This is a genomic window from Bradyrhizobium ontarionense (assembly GCF_021088345.1).
GTDB classification, from domain to species: Bacteria; Pseudomonadota; Alphaproteobacteria; order Rhizobiales; family Xanthobacteraceae; genus Bradyrhizobium; species Bradyrhizobium ontarionense.
Map to the genome: position 1 here is coordinate 1,861,508 of NZ_CP088156.1, position 15,582 is coordinate 1,877,089.

15 protein-coding genes are annotated in these 15,582 nt (G+C 66.5%); 5 read left to right on the top strand and 10 right to left on the bottom strand.

The annotated features are described in order from the left end of the window. Window positions 1-2: 2 nt before the first annotated feature. Entirely contained in the window at window positions 3-431 is a 429-nt protein-coding gene (locus LQG66_RS08395; RefSeq protein WP_231325316.1) for a tautomerase family protein, read from the bottom strand. A 110-nt stretch (window positions 432-541) separates the two neighbouring features. Between LQG66_RS08395 and LQG66_RS08400 the strand changes: the two genes are divergently transcribed. Beyond that, window positions 542-1,399: a LysR family transcriptional regulator gene (locus tag LQG66_RS08400; RefSeq protein WP_231325318.1), complete on the top strand. Its 858-nt coding sequence runs from the start codon at window positions 542-544 to the stop codon at window positions 1,397-1,399. 59 nt (window positions 1,400-1,458) lie between these two features. Then, a complete protein-coding gene (locus LQG66_RS08405; RefSeq protein WP_231325320.1) occupies window positions 1,459-2,505 on the top strand; it encodes an AraC family transcriptional regulator in 1,047 nt (348 codons plus the stop codon). 19 nt (window positions 2,506-2,524) lie between these two features. Here LQG66_RS08405 and LQG66_RS08410 read toward each other — a convergent pair whose 3' ends face one another. From LQG66_RS08410 to LQG66_RS08420, 3 genes are read right to left on the bottom strand one after another with little or no spacing between them, the layout of a single operon-like run. Continuing rightward, window positions 2,525-3,961 carry a TIGR01777 family oxidoreductase gene (locus tag LQG66_RS08410; protein ID WP_231325322.1) on the bottom strand — a complete coding sequence of 479 codons (1,437 nt, stop codon included), beginning with the start codon at window positions 3,959-3,961 and terminating at the stop codon, window positions 2,525-2,527. Then, entirely contained in the window at window positions 3,958-4,617 is a 660-nt protein-coding gene (locus tag LQG66_RS08415; RefSeq protein WP_231325324.1) for a DUF4166 domain-containing protein, read from the bottom strand. Before LQG66_RS08415 ends, LQG66_RS08410 begins: the two co-directional genes overlap by 4 nt. 16 nt (window positions 4,618-4,633) lie before the next feature. Further along, window positions 4,634-5,203: a GbsR/MarR family transcriptional regulator gene (locus LQG66_RS08420; RefSeq protein ID WP_231325326.1), complete on the bottom strand. Its 570-nt coding sequence runs from the start codon at window positions 5,201-5,203 to the stop codon at window positions 4,634-4,636. Between the two features lie 150 nt (window positions 5,204-5,353). Between LQG66_RS08420 and LQG66_RS08425 the strand changes: the two genes are divergently transcribed. Next, entirely contained in the window at window positions 5,354-6,163 is an 810-nt protein-coding gene (locus LQG66_RS08425; protein WP_231325328.1) for a class I SAM-dependent methyltransferase, read from the top strand. A 19-nt stretch (window positions 6,164-6,182) separates the two neighbouring features. Here LQG66_RS08425 and LQG66_RS08430 read toward each other — a convergent pair whose 3' ends face one another. The 6 genes from LQG66_RS08430 to LQG66_RS08455 all read right to left on the bottom strand — a co-directional run bounded on the left by LQG66_RS08430 (window position 6,183) and on the right by LQG66_RS08455 (window position 11,435). Further along, the gene (locus tag LQG66_RS08430; protein ID WP_231325331.1) at window positions 6,183-6,452 is read right to left on the bottom strand and encodes a hypothetical protein; all 270 of its coding nucleotides are present in this window, start codon (window positions 6,450-6,452) and stop codon (window positions 6,183-6,185) included. A gap of 102 nt (window positions 6,453-6,554) precedes the next feature. Beyond that, window positions 6,555-6,857: an acylphosphatase gene (locus LQG66_RS08435; protein WP_231325333.1), complete on the bottom strand. Its 303-nt coding sequence runs from the start codon at window positions 6,855-6,857 to the stop codon at window positions 6,555-6,557. Continuing rightward, entirely contained in the window at window positions 6,854-7,720 is an 867-nt protein-coding gene (locus tag LQG66_RS08440) for an isocitrate lyase/PEP mutase family protein (RefSeq protein WP_231325335.1), read from the bottom strand. The genes LQG66_RS08435 and LQG66_RS08440 overlap by 4 nt, the downstream gene beginning before the upstream one ends. 104 nt (window positions 7,721-7,824) lie before the next feature. After that, window positions 7,825-9,840: an acetyl-CoA carboxylase biotin carboxylase subunit gene (locus tag LQG66_RS08445; RefSeq protein ID WP_231325337.1), complete on the bottom strand. Its 2,016-nt coding sequence runs from the start codon at window positions 9,838-9,840 to the stop codon at window positions 7,825-7,827. Window positions 9,841-9,997: 157 nt separating this feature from the next. Further along, on the bottom strand, window positions 9,998-10,234 hold the full coding sequence (locus LQG66_RS08450) for a hypothetical protein (protein ID WP_231325339.1): 237 nt from the start codon (window positions 10,232-10,234) through the stop codon (window positions 9,998-10,000). Window positions 10,235-10,304: 70 nt separating this feature from the next. Continuing rightward, on the bottom strand, window positions 10,305-11,435 hold the full coding sequence (locus LQG66_RS08455) for a zinc-binding metallopeptidase family protein (RefSeq protein WP_231325341.1): 1,131 nt from the start codon (window positions 11,433-11,435) through the stop codon (window positions 10,305-10,307). Between the two features lie 227 nt (window positions 11,436-11,662). Between LQG66_RS08455 and LQG66_RS08460 the strand changes: the two genes are divergently transcribed. After that, window positions 11,663-14,128 (top strand): PAS domain-containing hybrid sensor histidine kinase/response regulator, encoded by a 2,466-nt coding sequence (locus LQG66_RS08460; protein WP_231325343.1) that lies wholly within the window; start codon window positions 11,663-11,665, stop codon window positions 14,126-14,128. A gap of 162 nt (window positions 14,129-14,290) precedes the next feature. Then, window positions 14,291-15,571 (top strand): MFS transporter, encoded by a 1,281-nt coding sequence (locus LQG66_RS08465; protein WP_231325345.1) that lies wholly within the window; start codon window positions 14,291-14,293, stop codon window positions 15,569-15,571. Window positions 15,572-15,582: the final 11 nt, after the last annotated feature.

Genomic DNA, 15,582 nt, shown 5'->3' on the forward strand with positions numbered 1-15,582 from the left:
GCTCAGACCGCGCCCCGCTGCGGCGGCACGTCGAGCTTGGCCGCGACATAACGGTGCTCCTGGGTCAATCCGCCGAAGCCGTAGGCATCTCCCCTGACCTCGTCGACATGCAGATAGGTTTCGTGGTGCAGCGGGCCGATCAGCTCGGCCATGCGGTCGAACACGGCCGCGAGATAGGCGGCCTTCTCGTCCTTGGTGTTGGTGCCTTCGCTGACGTGAACATCGATCCAGTAGCTGGCGAGCCCCTGCTCCGCGAGCGAGGCGCCGCCCGCGAACCAGTCCGCCGCATCGGCTTGCCTGACGATGACGGCGGTGACCTTGGGATCCTTGCGCAGGATGCGCGCCGTCAGCGCGGTGACGGTTTCCGCAATGTCCTTCTTCAGCGACGGCGAGCGGCGCTGGCTGGCATAGGTGACGGTGATCAGGGGCATGGTGATTTATTCCCGTGAATGGCGGCGACGCCGCGTACGCCTCAGGATTTAGCCATGCCGGCATCATTTCTGTATGCTATTGTTGTGGATATCAATGATAAGCATTTGTAATGAAGACCACGCTCGACATCTCCGCCGTCCGCGTCTTCCTTCTCGTCGCTGACATGCACAGCTTCACGCGATCAGCCGAAGCGCTGGGCACGACGCAGGCGGCCGTCAGCCTGAAGCTGCAGCGGCTGGAGGCTGCGCTCGGAAAGCGTCTCCTGGAGCGCTCCCCGCGGGCCGTGCAGTTGACTGCGGACGGCGCAGCTTTCCTGGAGAACGCCCGCGCACTCGTGGCCGCTCACGACCTCGCGCTGACCGGGACGACCCGCCCCCGTCCCCGACTGTCGCTCGGCATCAGCGACCATGCCGCCGGCCCCGAACTGGTGCCGATGCTGCAACAATTTCAGGCAATGGCGACGGAGCTGGTCCTGTCGGTCGGCATCGGGTTCTCGCGCGACCTGCTCGACCTCTATGATGCGGGCAAGCTCGATGCGGTGATCGTGCGGCAGGAGGCGTCCCGTCGCGGTGGCGAAACCCTGATCGACGACGAATTCGCCTGGTTCGCGGCCCCGAAGTTTCGCATCCCTGCAGGCGGCCCGCTGCCGCTCGCGACGCTGGCGCCGCCCTGCGGCGTGCGTGCCATCGCTGTCCGCGCCCTCGACAAATCGAAATTGCCGTTCGTCGAGGCATTCGTCGGCGGTGGTGTCGCGGCTGTCGCTGCTGCCGCGCAGGCCGGCCTCGCGATCGCCCCCTTGGCACGACGAATTGCACCAGGCGGCCTGATCGACATCGGGCCGGGCCTCGGCCTGCCGAAGCTCGGGCGATCGAAGGTCATCCTCCATGCCAAGGTCAGCGACGCTGCCAAACGGACTGCGTTGCGCACGCTGGCCGCGGCATTCCGAAGCGCGTTGCTGTCGAAATAATTGACGGCGACTGAGCGTGATGTAGCATACGTTAATGATCGAAGCTCAGGAGCAGCGGCTTGAACCGTCTCTTGGCCGCAGCTGACCTCGTCAGCGCTTCACCAAAGCCGAGCCCGGTGATGACGGGCACGATCGGCCTCGAACCGTTGCACCGACACGCGCTGATCCGAACCTCCAATGCGGAAGTGCTGCGCGACCTCGCCGAGCGCCGGCTCGGCGCCGAGCGCGTCGACTTCAGGCACGCCGAACGGTTCGAGGCCGTCGTCAACCTGATCGAGCTCGAGACCATCGGCCTCGCCTTCGGCACCACCAGCTGCGACATGGTCTCCGACCACCGCGCAGCCGATTTCATCAGGGTGCAGATCGCCCTGAAAGGACGCGCGGTCAGTTGCGCCCGCGGCGACGCGACCGACGTCAATGAGCATCAGTTCGCGGTCGCGCCAGCCGGCGTGCCTTGGCAGATGGCCTGCCAGGGCGGTCATCGGCGGCTTACCCTGCGCCTCGATCCAAAGGTGCTGCGCCAGCGGCTGGCGGCGCTGGTCGGCGTGCAGCCACGCGCCGATTACGCGATCGATCCCGTCATTCCGGCCGACGATCCGCAGGCCCGCAGCCTGATACGGCTGCTCGATTTCCTCACGACCCAGCTCAACGAGCAGGACGCCGCCTTCCCCGCCGCGGTCTACCGCGAACTCGAGGATGCGGTGCACGTCGCTTTTCTCTGCGCCAGCCGTCATCGCTTCCGCGACATGCTGCTCGACCCCGCGCCGATGCCGGATTTCGGGCTGGTCAAGCGGCTCGAAGACTATATCGAGGCCAATTGGCGCGAGCCGATGACGATCGAGCGGCTGGCACGCGAAGGCGGCGTCAGCGCCCGCTCGATCTTCCGCGTGTTCGAGCGCGTGCGCGGCTACTCGCCGATCGCATTCGCAAAATCCGTCCGTCTGCGCCGGGCCCATGAGATGCTGCGCTCGGGCGATCCGGCGGTCACCGTGGCAGCGGCAGCCGCGGCCTGCAACTTCGGCAATGCGGGACACTTCGCGCGCTACTATCGCGCCACGTTCGGCGAGCTGCCGTCGGTGACCATGGCCCGCGCGGAGCGGTTGTGACGCCTCTCGCCGCCGGGGATCACAGAATCGCCTCGAGCGCACTGCGCAGGCTCTGGTGACGGAACACGAAGCCGCTCGACAGCGCCTTGTTCGGCACCACCCGCTGGCCGCCGAGCAGGAGCTCCTCGGCAAAGTCGCCGCCGATCCGGCGCAGCAGGCCGGCGGGGACGCGCAGCAGCGCCGGACGTCGCAGGCAGCGCGCGAGCTCGGCCGTGAAGGCCAGATTGCGCACCGGCAGCGGTGCCGTCGCATTGACCGGCCCGGTGATGGCGTCGGTTGCGATCACATGCGCGATGAGCCGGACGAGATCGTCGCGCTCGATCCAGGACATCCACTGCAGGCCAGAGCCGAACGGGCCGCCGAGCCCGAACTCGAACGGCGTCAGCATGCGCGACAGGACACCGCCGTCGCGGCCGACGACGAGCCCGATCCGCAACAGCGCCACGCGCACGCCATGCGCCTCGGCGGCGCGCGCCGCCTGCTCCCAGGCCTCGCAGAGATCGTGGCTGAAGCAGGCATGCGACTTGGCGGATTCCGTCAGCGGCTGGTCCTGCCACAGGCCGTACCAGCCGATCGCCGAGCCGTTGACCAGCACCTTCGGCTTGCGGTCGAGCCGCGCGATCAGGGCCACGACGGCCTCGGTCGTGGCGAGCCGCGACTGCAGGATCGTCTGACGCTTCGCTGCGGTCCACGGCGCATTGCCGATCGGCTCGCCGGCGAGATTGACGATCGCGTCGATGCGGGTGTCGGCCGTGAGCTGGTCGAGACCGGTGATCAAGGTCAGCGGCGGCGGCAAGGCAGCGGCCTTGGCCGGATCACGGACCAGGGCGATGACGTGATGGCCTGAAGCAGCGAGGCTCGCAATGAGTCGCACGCCGATGAAGCCGGTCGCACCCGTGACCAGCACGGTCTGCGCCGGCGGCAGCGCCGCCGCCAGTTCCGCCGCATCGGGCTCCGCCATGCGCGCAAGGCGTGCCGCCGCGGTGAAATCGCGCAGGCCGCACAGACCAGCGCCGACCGCGGCCGCCGCGGCAATCCAGCTCAAAAGACCGACATAGGCCGGCACGATCGCGGCGGGCTGCATCGCCCAGCCGATCAGGAGCGGCACCAACAGCATCAGGATGGCGCCGTAATTGATCGCGAGCAGCGTGTGATTGATGCGCTCGCTCGGCGGCAGCTTGCGCGTCAGGTCCTCCTCGACGAAATCGGTCAAGGTGATCGCGATCTCGGCGACCAGCACTGCGAGCACGAGAACTGCAAACAGCCCGTGCACCTCGCACCAGCCGAGAACGGCGAACAGCAGCGCATAGAGCAGATTGCGGACACCGTGCAGATTCAGCTCGCGCTGCTGCGACGGCCGCCACGCCAGGCGCTCGGTGAACTCGTGATGATAGAAGGTGTCGAACACGCCCATCACGATCTGGAGGGCGATCAGGGACCAGAGCAGCGGCGTCATGGTGCGGACTCCCGGAACACGGCGCTCTGGCGGATGATGCGCCCGAAGCGCGGATGGACGATCTCGAGCGAGAATCGAAAGGCACTGCCGCCGAGATCCGAATGGGTGACGGTGAGTTCGCCAGGCGCGAGCCATGATGGCAGCGTCCAGCGCCGCCGGGCGAACGCGAAGGTGTAGCCGGCGCTGTGGAAGGCAAGCGCGCCGTCGGCCACGCAGACGCGCAGACTCATGCTCAGCCCCCAGCCGAGATACTCCTCGAGCCCGGTGGGACCGGCGAAGCGCTTCGCCGAATGGATCACCTGCGGGAAGCCGTGAGGGCGACCGCAGATGCGGGTCCAGATCTGGCCGCCGCTCGCGGCATCTTCCGTCACCGCGACGATCATCGGCACGCCGGTGTTTGCGCTCATCGGCAGCGGCCCGCCGATCAGCCGCGCGGCTTGTGCGAACCAGAACCCGGCGCGGCTCATCTCGGACTGATCGACCTCGCCGACATAGACCACGGTCGCGCCATCGGCGAGACGCTTGGAGAAGCGGCGCCAGATCGACACCGGCAGCCGTCCCCAGTCCTCGGGCGACAGCAGCGCGCGAAACCGGTGATCGTCGTGGAGTCTGGCGCTGGAGGGCGTTGATAGTCCGAGATGTCGCAGGCTCACCATGACGCCCTCCTCTCACCTAATCGCTGCCCGACCTGGACCGTCCCGACGGCAGCAGATTTGCAATCTTCTCGCCGAGCCTGATCAGCGCCACCAGACGCGGCCGCGGCACTTTCAGCATCTGCGCGTACCAGCGGTCGACCAGCTCGGTGAACGCCAGCATGTCCTTCAGCCGCTTGGCCGCGACTGCGCTGATCGCGGGATCACCGGTTGCTTCCGCGACGCAGGCGCGCAGCGCCGCGATGGCGGGATCGATCTCGCGCTCCTTGCGGCCGGCAGCGATGCGCTGCGCCACCTCCCAGATGTCAGTCTCCGCCTCGAAATGATCGCGGCGGTCGCCGAGGATCGGCACGCGCCGGATCAGGTCCCAGGCGAGCAGCTCCTTGAGCGAGTTGGACACGTTGGAGCGCGCCATGCCGAGCGTGTCGGCGACGTCCTCCGCCGTCATCGGCTTCTCCGCCAGATACAACAAGCCGTGGATCTGGCTCACCGAACGGTTCACGCCCCACTGGTCGCCCATGTCGCCCCAGTTGAGGATGAAGCGCTCGACGGCGGGAGGAAGTTTCTTCTTGCCGGTTATTTCTGTCATAACAGAAATATCTGACCGCCGAGAGTGAATGTCAAGAGCCGTGGGTGTGAACCGGGCGGCCGACTGGCAAGACGGACGTGAAGGCGCACACCTCGCCCGCGGGCGCGGACCGCCTGATCGCCCCCTGCCCCTTTGGAACAGGAGCAAGCCATGACGGCATCCGACAAGGCCTTCACCGGATCGATCCCGCAGATCTACGATCAGCTCATGGTTCCGCTGATTTTCGAGCCCTATGCGCAGGATCTTGCGCAGCGTATCAGGGCTCGGCAGCCGCGCGACGTGCTGGAGACGGCGGCGGGCACCGGCGTGGTCACGAGGGCACTGCATGCACAGCTGCCGCCGCAGGTTCGGGTTACGGCGACCGACCTCAACGAGCCGATGCTGATGCAGGCGAAGACGCATGTCGCCGATGAGAGCCGGATGACGTGGCGGCAAGCCGATGCGCTGGCCCTGCCCTTTGCCGATGCGAGCTTCGACGCTGTCGCGTGTCAGTTCGGCGTGATGTTCTTCCCCGATCGCGTCAAGGGCTATGCCGAAGCGCGACGCGTGCTGAGACGAGGCGGACGTTTCGTCTTCAACGTCTGGGACCGGATCGAGGACAACGAGTTTCCCCATGTGGTGCACGAGACGCTGCAGGAGATCTTCCCCGAGAACCCACCGCGGTTCTTCACGCGGACTCCGCACGGCTACTACGACACCGGGCGGATCAAGGCCGACCTGACCGAAGCTGGATTCACCGACATCGTCATCGAGACGGTCACACATTGCAGTCGCGCGGCGTCGCCGCATGAGCCGGCGATGGCGTTCTGCCAGGGCACCCCGATGCGCAGCGAGATCGAGGCACGCGGCACGCCGGGGCTCACGGCGGTGACGCAGGCGGTTGCGGGTGCGCTCGAACGACGGTTCGGTAGCGGACCGATCGAGGGCCGCATTCAGGCGTTGGTGATCTCAGCGGGGTGAGCGAAAGCGCAACGAGCGGCTATGGTCCGCGGGTCAAATGAACCAGAAGCAGGATGAAGGCGGCCCAGAACACGAATCCAACAAATGTGCACCATCCCTCGCCCGCAACGATGTCACCGGTCGTGCGGGTCGGGACCAGCCGGACACGGCCGATCGGTTCGCGCAACGGCGCGACCTTGATGCAGCCGAAGGAGATCAAGGGCAGGATCAGCCGCCCGGTGGCATAGAGCAGCGCGTAAAGGACGAATTCGAGAACGAAGCGAAGTACCGCCAGGAGAAGATCCGTCATATGCGTTCGTCGCCCACGATCGATCGACGTTCAATGATCGCAAACTCTTGAAGTTTCCGTCTCTGACGCTGATCAAATTGCGTGGAGATCTGGAGAAGCCAACTACACCGTCGGCAACACAGAGAACACCTCGCCGCGGCGGCACAGCGCGATCTGATCGGCCGTCGCAGGCGCGGCGATCACGTCATCGACCCGCGCAGCCGGCGCCCCCTTGCGGCAGGCAGTAACCATGGCTGCAACATCATCAGCCGGACCAGCGAACACCGCTTCGACGCGGCCGTCGGTGCGGTTGCGGACCCAGCCTTCGAGGCCGTTCAGGATGGCCTGATCCTCGACCCAGGCGCGATAGCCGACGCCCTGGACGCGGCCGCGGACCGTGACGTGAACGATGCTACGATCGGTCATGATCCGAGCCCGAGATAATCGCGCAGGCGCTTCTTGACATCGGCCTCGCGCATGACGCGCGCCGTGAGCTCGGACGACGGCAGCCCCTTCAGCTGCTTCGGCGAGACGCCATCGCGCAGCGCTTTCAGCGTCTCGTACACGGCCTGCGTCGCCGCTGCGATCGGCGCATGGCCCTGCAGTGCGACACGAACGCGGCGCGACGCGAGATAGCCGAGATCGCACATCGATTCAGGCGCGCCGCCGAGCACGATCGGCAACTGCGTCGCCGCGGCGATCGCATCGAGCTGCTCGCGCGCAGTGATGCCGGTGAAGAACAGCCCGTCGATGCCGCAGTCCTCGTAGGCCTTCGCGCGCGCAATCGCGTCGTCGAGCGAGGTGATCGAGACCGCGCCGGTCCGCCCCAGGATGACCAGCGAGGAATCGCCGCGGGCCTCGCACGCGGCCCTCACCTTGCCTGCTCCCTCAGCCAGCGGGATCAACTGCGGCTTGGCTTCACCAAAGGCCTGCGGCAGCAGCGTATCCTCGATGGTCAGGCCAGAAGCGCCCGCGGCTTCGAGCTCCCGCACGGTGCGGCGCACGTTCATCGCGTTGCCATAGCCATGATCGGCATCGACCAGCACCGGCAATGCGGCCGCGCGCGACATCCGCCGCATCTGCTCGGCAAGCTCGGTCAAGGTGATCAGCGCGATGTCGGGATCGCCGAGCACGGCGAGCGAAGCGGCCGAGCCGCCGAACATGCCGAGCTCGAAGCCGAGATCTTCGGCGATACGGATCGAGATCGCGTCGTAGACCGAGCCCGGGTGAATGCAGCGATCGCCGCTGAGAATCGCGCGGAGCTTGTCTCTGCGTGCACGGAAGGTCATGATGGTCTCCCATGTCGTTCCGGGGCGATGCGGAGCATCGAACCCGGAACCTCGAGATTCCGGGTTCGGTCGCTGGCGCGACCGCCCCGGAATGACTGCGTTATCTACGCAAACTCCAGAATCAGCGCGTCCACCGCGAGCGTCGCCCCCGCAGCGGCGTGGACCTTCTTCACGGTGCCGTCCTGCTCGGCGCGCAGCACGTTCTGCATCTTCATGGCCTCGACCACGGCCAGCGTTTCGCCGGCCTTGACCTCCTGCCCTTCGGTCACGGCGATCGAGACCACGAGGCCCGGCATCGGGCAGAGCAGCTTCTTGCCGCTGTCGCCGGCGGTGACCACGGGCATCAACCGTGCCGCGGTCGCCTCGGCTTCGGTATAGACATAGACCGGCGCTTCCACGCCCTGATGCGCGAGCCGCACGCCGTTCGGAATCGCGCGCGTCTGCACCGCGAGCGCAGCGCCATCGATGGTGCCGTGCCAGACCGCATCGCCCGGCTTCCAATCCGACACCAGCCGATGCGCCGGGCCGACCTTGCCGTCGGCGCCGACGAAGCGGACCGTGATCGCACCATCCTCCCTGGCGATGTCGAGCAGGATCTCGTCACGGCCGAGCCACACGGCGCGGCGGCCCTGCCGTGTCACGGGACGGCCGATCATCTGCTGCGAGATCTGCCGCTTGCGCGCGCCGAGCACGTGATCGATCGCCGCTCCGACGGCCGCGAGCCGACGCGCGATCTCGCCTTCCGGCGCGCGGGCGGAAAAGCCCTTCGGAAACTCCTCGGCGATGAAGCCGGTCGACAGCCGGCCCTCGCGCCAGCGCGGATGATTCATCAGTGCCGACAGGAACGGGATGTTGTGGCGGATGCCATCGACGTAGAAGGCGTCGAGCGCGGTCGACTGCGCCTCGATCGCAGCTGCCCGGGACGGCGCATGGGTGACCAGCTTGGCGATCATCGGATCGTAGTAGATCGAGATCTCGCCGCCCTCCTGCACGCCGGTGTCGTTGCGCACGGTGATGCCGTCCGCCTTGCTCTCCGCCGGCGGGCGGTACTTCACGAGGCGCCCGATCGAGGGCAGGAAGCTGCGGAACGGATCCTCGGCATAGACGCGAGATTCCACCGCCCAGCCGGTCAGCGCGACGTCCTTCTGCGTCAGCGCGAGCTTCTCGCCGGCAGCGACGCGGATCATCTGCTCGACCAGGTCGACGCCGGTGACGAGTTCGGTCACGGGGTGCTCGACCTGCAGGCGGGTGTTCATCTCCAGGAAGTAGAAGCTCTTGTCCTGGCCGGCGACGAACTCCACGGTGCCGGCGGAGTCGTAGTTCACGGCCTTGGCGAGCGCCACGGCCTGCTCGCCCATCTTGCGCCGGGTCTCCTCGTCGAGCAGCGGCGACGGCGCTTCCTCGATGACCTTCTGGTTGCGGCGCTGGATCGAGCATTCGCGCTCGCCGAGATAGATCACGTTGCCATGCTTGTCGCCGAGCACCTGGATCTCGATGTGGCGGGGATCTGTGATGAACTTCTCGATGAAGACGCGGTCGTCGCCGAACGAGGCCTTGGCCTCGGCCTTCGCCAGATTGAAGCCTTCGGCCACTTCGCTGGTCGAATGCGCGATGCGCATGCCCTTGCCGCCGCCGCCCGCGGAGGCCTTGATCATGACGGGATAGCCGATCTCGTCGGCGATGCGCACCGCGTGCTTGTCGTCCTCGATGACGCCGAGGAAGCCGGGCACGGTGGAGACGTTGGCCTTCGCGGCCGCCTTCTTCGACTCGATCTTGTCGCCCATCGCGGCGATCGCGCCCGGATTGGGACCGATGAAGACGACGCCCGCCTCCTGCAGCGCCCGCGGAAACGCCTCGCGCTCGGAGAGGAAGCCATATCCCGGATGCACCGCCTCGGCGCCAGTCTTACGGCAGGCCTCTACGATGCGGTCGATCAGGAGATAGCTCTCCGCGGCAGCCGGCGGCCCGATCAGCACGGCATCGTCTGCCATTTCGACATGCAGCGCATCGCGATCGGCTTCCGAATAGACCGCAACGGTCCTGATTCCCATGCGGCGAGCGGTCTTGATGACCCGGCAGGCGATCTCGCCGCGGTTCGCGATCAGAATGGTCTTGAACATGTTTTTTCTTGATACCTTTGGGCGGGCTCCCCGCTCACGGCACAGGCAAAAGGACCGCGAGCTTGACCGGTTCGTCTATAGCAAAATCGCCCGCGCGCAACCCGCCTCTCGTCCAATCGGGCACGTGCCTCAGGCATGCCAGCGCCCGCTGCTCGCTTCACCCGGAATAGCTGTGGAAACGTCCGCGGGCATAGGCGTGGGAGACCGCCTTCATCAGCTCGCCCACCTCGGTCTCCAGATAATCATTCGCAACGATCAGGGCGCGAATGGTCGCACGCAGATCGCCGCCACAGGCGGCAACGGCCTGGTCCACGGCGGCTTCCAGCGCGAGATCATCCGGGTTGGCTTCAAGTGTCCTGGCTTGCGGCGTCTTGGCTTGCGGTTCGGGCGGCATGGCGTGATGGCGCTCCCTCGCTCCGGTCACGCCGTCATGTTCACTTTATGTTCTAACGAGTCAAGGCGGATCAGGCCGCCCCAACCTCTTCCTGCCGCGCCTGCCGGCTGTCGACACTTTCAACGGCAACCGTTGCGGACTTCGACTGCCGGCCGTGGCGCACGAGCCGGTGGATGAAGTCGAGCTTGCCGATGACCGGCGGCGTCAGGATGAACGGGTAGAGATCGCGCCCGCCCATCGCCCGTGCGACGCTGTTCATGGCGAAGGTGAACGGCAGCCAGGCGTTGACGATGACGTCGAAATCATCCGCCACATAGGGATCGAAGGTGACGCGCGCCGTCAGCCCGCCGATCTGGTCGGCGGGCGGGTTGACCTCGATGCCGAATTCGGAGGCCATCTCCAACGTATCCACGATGTGGAGGTAGTGCGCCCAGGTCTCCGCAAAATCCTCCCAGGGATGCGTGGTCGCATAGGCCGAGACGTAGTTGTCCTGCCAGTTCGCAGGGGCACCCTGATCGTAGTGCCGCTTCAGCGCCTCGCCATAATCCTGCCCGTCGTCGCCGAACACGGCCCGGCAAGCCTCGAGCTTATCGGCATCGCGCACCAGCACGTCCCAGAAATAGTGTCCGACCTCGTGACGGAAATGGCCGAGCAGGGTCCGGTACGGCTCGTCCATCTCGAGCCGGCGCCGCTCGCGCTCGAAGTCGTCGGCCTCGGCCAGCGCGATCGTGACCAGGCCGTTGTCGTGGCCGGTCAGGACCTTCTGCTGGCCGGCAGGATCGTCGGCGAGGAAGTTGAAGATCAGCCCGTGCTCGGGATCCTCGATCCGTGTTTTCACCGGGAGCTTCCACCGAATCAGCGAGTAGAACAGCCGGTGCTTGGCCACCTCAAGCTCGCGCCATCCGGCGAGTTGCGCCGGGTCCGAGAGGTTCGGGATCGTGCCGTTGTGGCGGCAGGCGCGGCAGAACCCCGTGGTTTCCCCGATCTCGAGCAACCAATTGCAGGCGTCATGGTCGGCATTGGCGCAGAAAAAACGCCCTGTCCGGTCGTCGGCGAGCGTGCGGACACCCTCATCAGCCGGCTCGATCGCCGACAACGTCTGACGCTCCGGCATGAAGGCAAGCTGATGGCCGCAGCGCCCGCAGCTGCGATTCTCGAAATACAGAATGTTCTTGCAGGCCTGGCAGACGAAGAGCTTCACGGTGTGACCTTAAGCGTTGCGGTGTTCAGGGCCTGACGACGCGCGACAGTAACAGTCCGTTCCGGGGGGCACGGAACTTTTTATCTGCCCCGACGTTTACGTTGTGGAGGCGTTTGCCTGCCTCAATCTCTGGCCAGTTTGCTTTCCTTGAACCCAATGCCGCCACGTTTCCGAACACCCGCAGTGGAATTGTCGGGCGACCGCTCGTTCCACAAGCGCAGGTCAGCATGAACAGCCCGGATGCACCCCGAGACGCTGTGCTCCCAGAGGCAGCCGCCGCGGCCGAATTGCGGCAGCACATCGAGGAGATCGCGCGCGATCGCGATCAGGCCTATCTGGCGCTGCAGGAGCGCGAAGCGGAGCTGGCGCGAATTCAGCGTATTGCGCGAGTCGGCGGTGTCGAGGTTGACCTGCGCGAAGGTTATCGCAACCGGCGCTCCCCCGAATATCTGATCATTCACGGCCTGCCGCCCGAGGCCGTCCATGAGACCCACGAAGACTGGGTCAAGCGTGTGCACCCCGACGATCGGGCCAAGGCCGAGCAGGACTTCATCGCCGCGGTCAAGAGCAAGGAAGAGGACTACACCACCGAATACCGCATCATCCGGCCCAATGACGGCGAGATCCGATGGGTCCGCGTCATCGCCCGTATCGAGCGCGATTGGAGCGGCCGCGCGATCCGGCTGGTCGGCGCCCACATCGACGTCACCGACCAGATGCTTGCGCAGGCGAAGTTGCGCGAGAGCGAGGAGCGCTTCCGGCTGATCGCCGACAGCGCGCCGGTGCCGATCTGGGTGACCAAGCTCGACCGCACCCGCTCGTTCATCAATCGCGCCTATGTCGATTTTCTCGGCGTGCCCCACGAGGAGGCGCTCGCCTTCGACTGGCGCAAGGCGCTGCACCCCGAGGACCTCGCGCGCATCCTCGGGGAGCAACAGTCCGGAGAGTGCTCGCTGAAGCCGTTCTTCCTCGAAGCCCGCTATCGCCGCGCCGACGGGCAATGGCGCTGGCTGCGCTCGGAATCGCAGCCGCGCTGGGATGCGAACGGCGAACATGTCGGCTTCATCGGCGTTGCTCACGACGTCACGGCCGCCAAGCAGGCCGAGATCGAGCTGCGCCGGATCAACGAGACGCTGGAAGAACGGATCAAGGAGCGCACCGCACAGCTCGAGGCCAACGAGGCGCGCATGCGCGCGATCTTCGAGACCAGCAATCAGTATCAGGGCATCCTGGACATCGATGGCCGCGTCACCCATGCCAACCGCATCGCGCTCGCCGGCATGCGCGCCGGCGAGATCGACGTCATCGGCCAGCCGCTGTGGGATGCGCCGTGGTTCGCGCACACGCCCGGCGCGACCGAGATGCTCCGCCAGGCATTTGCGCGCGTGCTCGCCGGGGAAAGCTTTCGCACCGAGATGCGACTCGATTTCGCCAGCGGTGAGCGTCATTTCGAGCTGTCGATGCGCCCCTTGTTCAACCAGCACGAGGCGATCACCGGCGCGGTCGCCGAGGCCGTCGACGTCACCGAGCGCATCCAGGGCGAAGAGCTGCTGCGTCAGTCGCAGAAGATGGAAGCCGTGGGCCAGCTCACCGGCGGCGTCGCGCACGACTTCAACAATCTGCTCACGATCATCCGCTCGGCCACCGACTTCCTGCGCCGTCGCGATCTGCCCGAAGAACGCCGCAGGCGCTATGTCGATGCGATCTCCGAGACCGTCGAGCGCGCCTCGAAGCTGACCGGGCAGCTCTTGGCCTTTGCGCGGCGGCAACCACTGATGCCGCAAGTGTTCAATGTCGGCGAGCAGGTCGAGAGCGTCGTGCAGCTCATCCGTCCCCTGGTCGGCAGCCGCATCCAGATCGAGCTGGCGGGCACCGACGCCGGGCTGTTCACGCTCGCCGACATCGCACAATTCCAGACCGCGGTGATCAACCTCGCCGTGAATGCGCGGGACGCGATGAATGGCGAGGGCCGGCTTTCGATCGGCGTGCGCAGGACCGAGCTGATCCCGGCGCTGCGCGGCCAAGCCGCGCGCCCCGGCGCCTTCATCGCGATCTCGGTCGCCGACACCGGCGCCGGAATTGCGCCCGAGCATCTCAACGCGATCTTCGAGCCGTTCTTCACGACCAAGGAAGTCGGCAAAGGCACCGGTCTCGGCCTGAGCCAGGCCTTCGGTTTCGCCAAACAGTCCGAGGGCGACATCGCGGTCGCAAGCCGGCTCGGCCATGGCGCGACCTTCACGATCTACCTGCCGCAGGCCGCGCCGCCGCAATCGAGCGTCGACGCAGCCCTGACGCGAATCGAGCCCGCCACGATCGGCCGCGGCTATCGCGTGCTGGTGGTCGAGGACAATGACGAGGTCGGTCAGTTTTCGACCGAGCTGCTCGAAGACCTCGGCTACGTCACGCGCCGCGCCGCCAACGGTGCCGAAGCGCTGGCGATCCTGGCGAACGATGAGTTCGCCGTCGACCTCGTGTTCTCCGACGTCATCATGCCCGGCATCAACGGCCTGGAGCTGGCCGGCATCATACGCGAGCGCTATCCCGGCCTGCCGGTGGTGCTCACCTCCGGCTACAGCCACGTGCTCGCGGAGAATGCCCATCACGGCTTCGAGCTGATCAAGAAGCCCTATTCGGTCGAGTCGCTGTCGCGCATCCTGCGCAAGGCGATGGCGGAGAAGTCGCTGCTGACGTAGGTGACGCGTACGGCGACAGGCAAAGCCCCCTACCCTGCCGCAGTGCCGGCCGACATCATCTGACCTGACCACCCATCTCCGCCATCGATCTCGCGCTTGCGATGTGCCGGAACCAGATGCTGTTGTTCGCAGTTGCGTAGCGTCGGCTCGCAACGGGGCAGCATGGTTGATTCCAGACACAGCGCAGACGCGACACGCGCGGGCCATGCGCTCGACGCTGCCAACTTCTTCCTGGCTGACGTGCGCGACGGCCTCGGCCCCTATCTCGCGATCTATCTGCTGACCGAGCAGAAATGGGACGAGGCCTCGATCGGCCTCGTCATGTCGCTGGCGACGATGGCAGGCATCGTCGCGCAGACCCCGGCCGGCGCCCTGGTCGATGCGACCAGGGCGAAACGCATGATCATGATCGTCGCCGCGATCATCGTCACGGCGTCTTCTCTCCTGCTGCCAGTGATGACGAGCTTCTGGCCGGTCGCGATCTCGCAAAGCATCGCCAACGCCGCCGGCGTGATCTTCGCGCCGGCCATCGCGGCGGTATCGCTTGGGATCTTCGGGGCCAGAGCGTTCACGGCGCGGGTCGGCCGCAACGAAACCTTCAACCATGCCGGCAACGCCATCGGCGCCGTCATCGCCGGCGCCGCCGCCTATGCGCTCGGCCCGTCGGCAGTGTTCTACCTGATGGCGGTGATGTCGGCGGGCAGCCTCGTCAGCGTGCTCGCGATCCCGGAGCGCGCCATCGATCATGATGTCGCGCGCGGCCTGTCGCATCAGGCCGACGGCGGTGCGCCGGAGCGAGGCGAGCAGCCGTCGGGCCTCGGCATTCTCCTCACCTGCCGTCCGCTCATGATCTTCGCGATCTGCGTCGCGCTGTTCCATTTGGCCAACGCCGCGATGCTGCCGCTGGTCGGCCAGAAGCTGGCGCTGCAGGACAAGAATCTCGGCACCAGCCTGATGTCGGCCTGCATCGCCGCGGCGCAGCTCGTGATGGTGCCGATGGCGCTGCTGGTCGGCGCCCGCGCCGACCGCTGGGGCCACAAGCGCTTCTTCCTGGCGGCGCTCCTGATCCTGCCGCTGCGCGCGGTGCTCTACACACTGTCCGACGACAAGGCGTGGCTGGTCGGCGTCCAACTGCTCGACGGCGTCGGCGCCGGCATCTTCGGCGCCATCATGCCGGTGATCGTGGCTGACCTCATGCGCAACACCGGCCGCTTCAATGTCGCGCAGGGCGCCGTCATCACCGCACAGAGCATCGGTGCCGCGCTCTCGACGGCGTTGGCCGGCTTCATCGTGGTCCATGGCGGTTACAGCGCCGCATTCCTCGCGCTCGGCGCGATCGCGGCGCTCGCCGTGATCGTATGCTGGCTGCTGCTGCCCGAGACCCGCGGAAGCGAAGCGCCGCATTCGAACGCCGCGCCCTCACCCGCTATCGCCGCGGAATGATTTCCTCTATC

Coding starts and splice junctions, on each gene's coding strand:
- LQG66_RS08395 (WP_231325316.1), bottom strand. CDS start 431: ATGCCCCTGATCACCGTCACCTATGCCAGCCAGCGCCGCTCGCCGTCG.
- LQG66_RS08400 (WP_231325318.1), top strand. CDS start 542: ATGAAGACCACGCTCGACATCTCCGCCGTCCGCGTCTTCCTTCTCGTC.
- LQG66_RS08410 (WP_231325322.1), bottom strand. CDS start 3,961: ATGACGCCGCTGCTCTGGTCCCTGATCGCCCTCCAGATCGTGATGGGC.
- LQG66_RS08415 (WP_231325324.1), bottom strand. CDS start 4,617: ATGGTGAGCCTGCGACATCTCGGACTATCAACGCCCTCCAGCGCCAGA.
- LQG66_RS08420 (WP_231325326.1), bottom strand. CDS start 5,203: ATGACAGAAATAACCGGCAAGAAGAAACTTCCTCCCGCCGTCGAGCGC.
- LQG66_RS08425 (WP_231325328.1), top strand. CDS start 5,354: ATGACGGCATCCGACAAGGCCTTCACCGGATCGATCCCGCAGATCTAC.
- LQG66_RS08430 (WP_231325331.1), bottom strand. CDS start 6,452: ATGACGGATCTTCTCCTGGCGGTACTTCGCTTCGTTCTCGAATTCGTC.
- LQG66_RS08435 (WP_231325333.1), bottom strand. CDS start 6,857: ATGACCGATCGTAGCATCGTTCACGTCACGGTCCGCGGCCGCGTCCAG.
- LQG66_RS08440 (WP_231325335.1), bottom strand. CDS start 7,720: ATGACCTTCCGTGCACGCAGAGACAAGCTCCGCGCGATTCTCAGCGGC.
- LQG66_RS08445 (WP_231325337.1), bottom strand. CDS start 9,840: ATGTTCAAGACCATTCTGATCGCGAACCGCGGCGAGATCGCCTGCCGG.
- LQG66_RS08450 (WP_231325339.1), bottom strand. CDS start 10,234: ATGCCGCCCGAACCGCAAGCCAAGACGCCGCAAGCCAGGACACTTGAA.
- LQG66_RS08460 (WP_231325343.1), top strand. CDS start 11,663: ATGAACAGCCCGGATGCACCCCGAGACGCTGTGCTCCCAGAGGCAGCC.
- LQG66_RS08465 (WP_231325345.1), top strand. CDS start 14,291: ATGGTTGATTCCAGACACAGCGCAGACGCGACACGCGCGGGCCATGCG.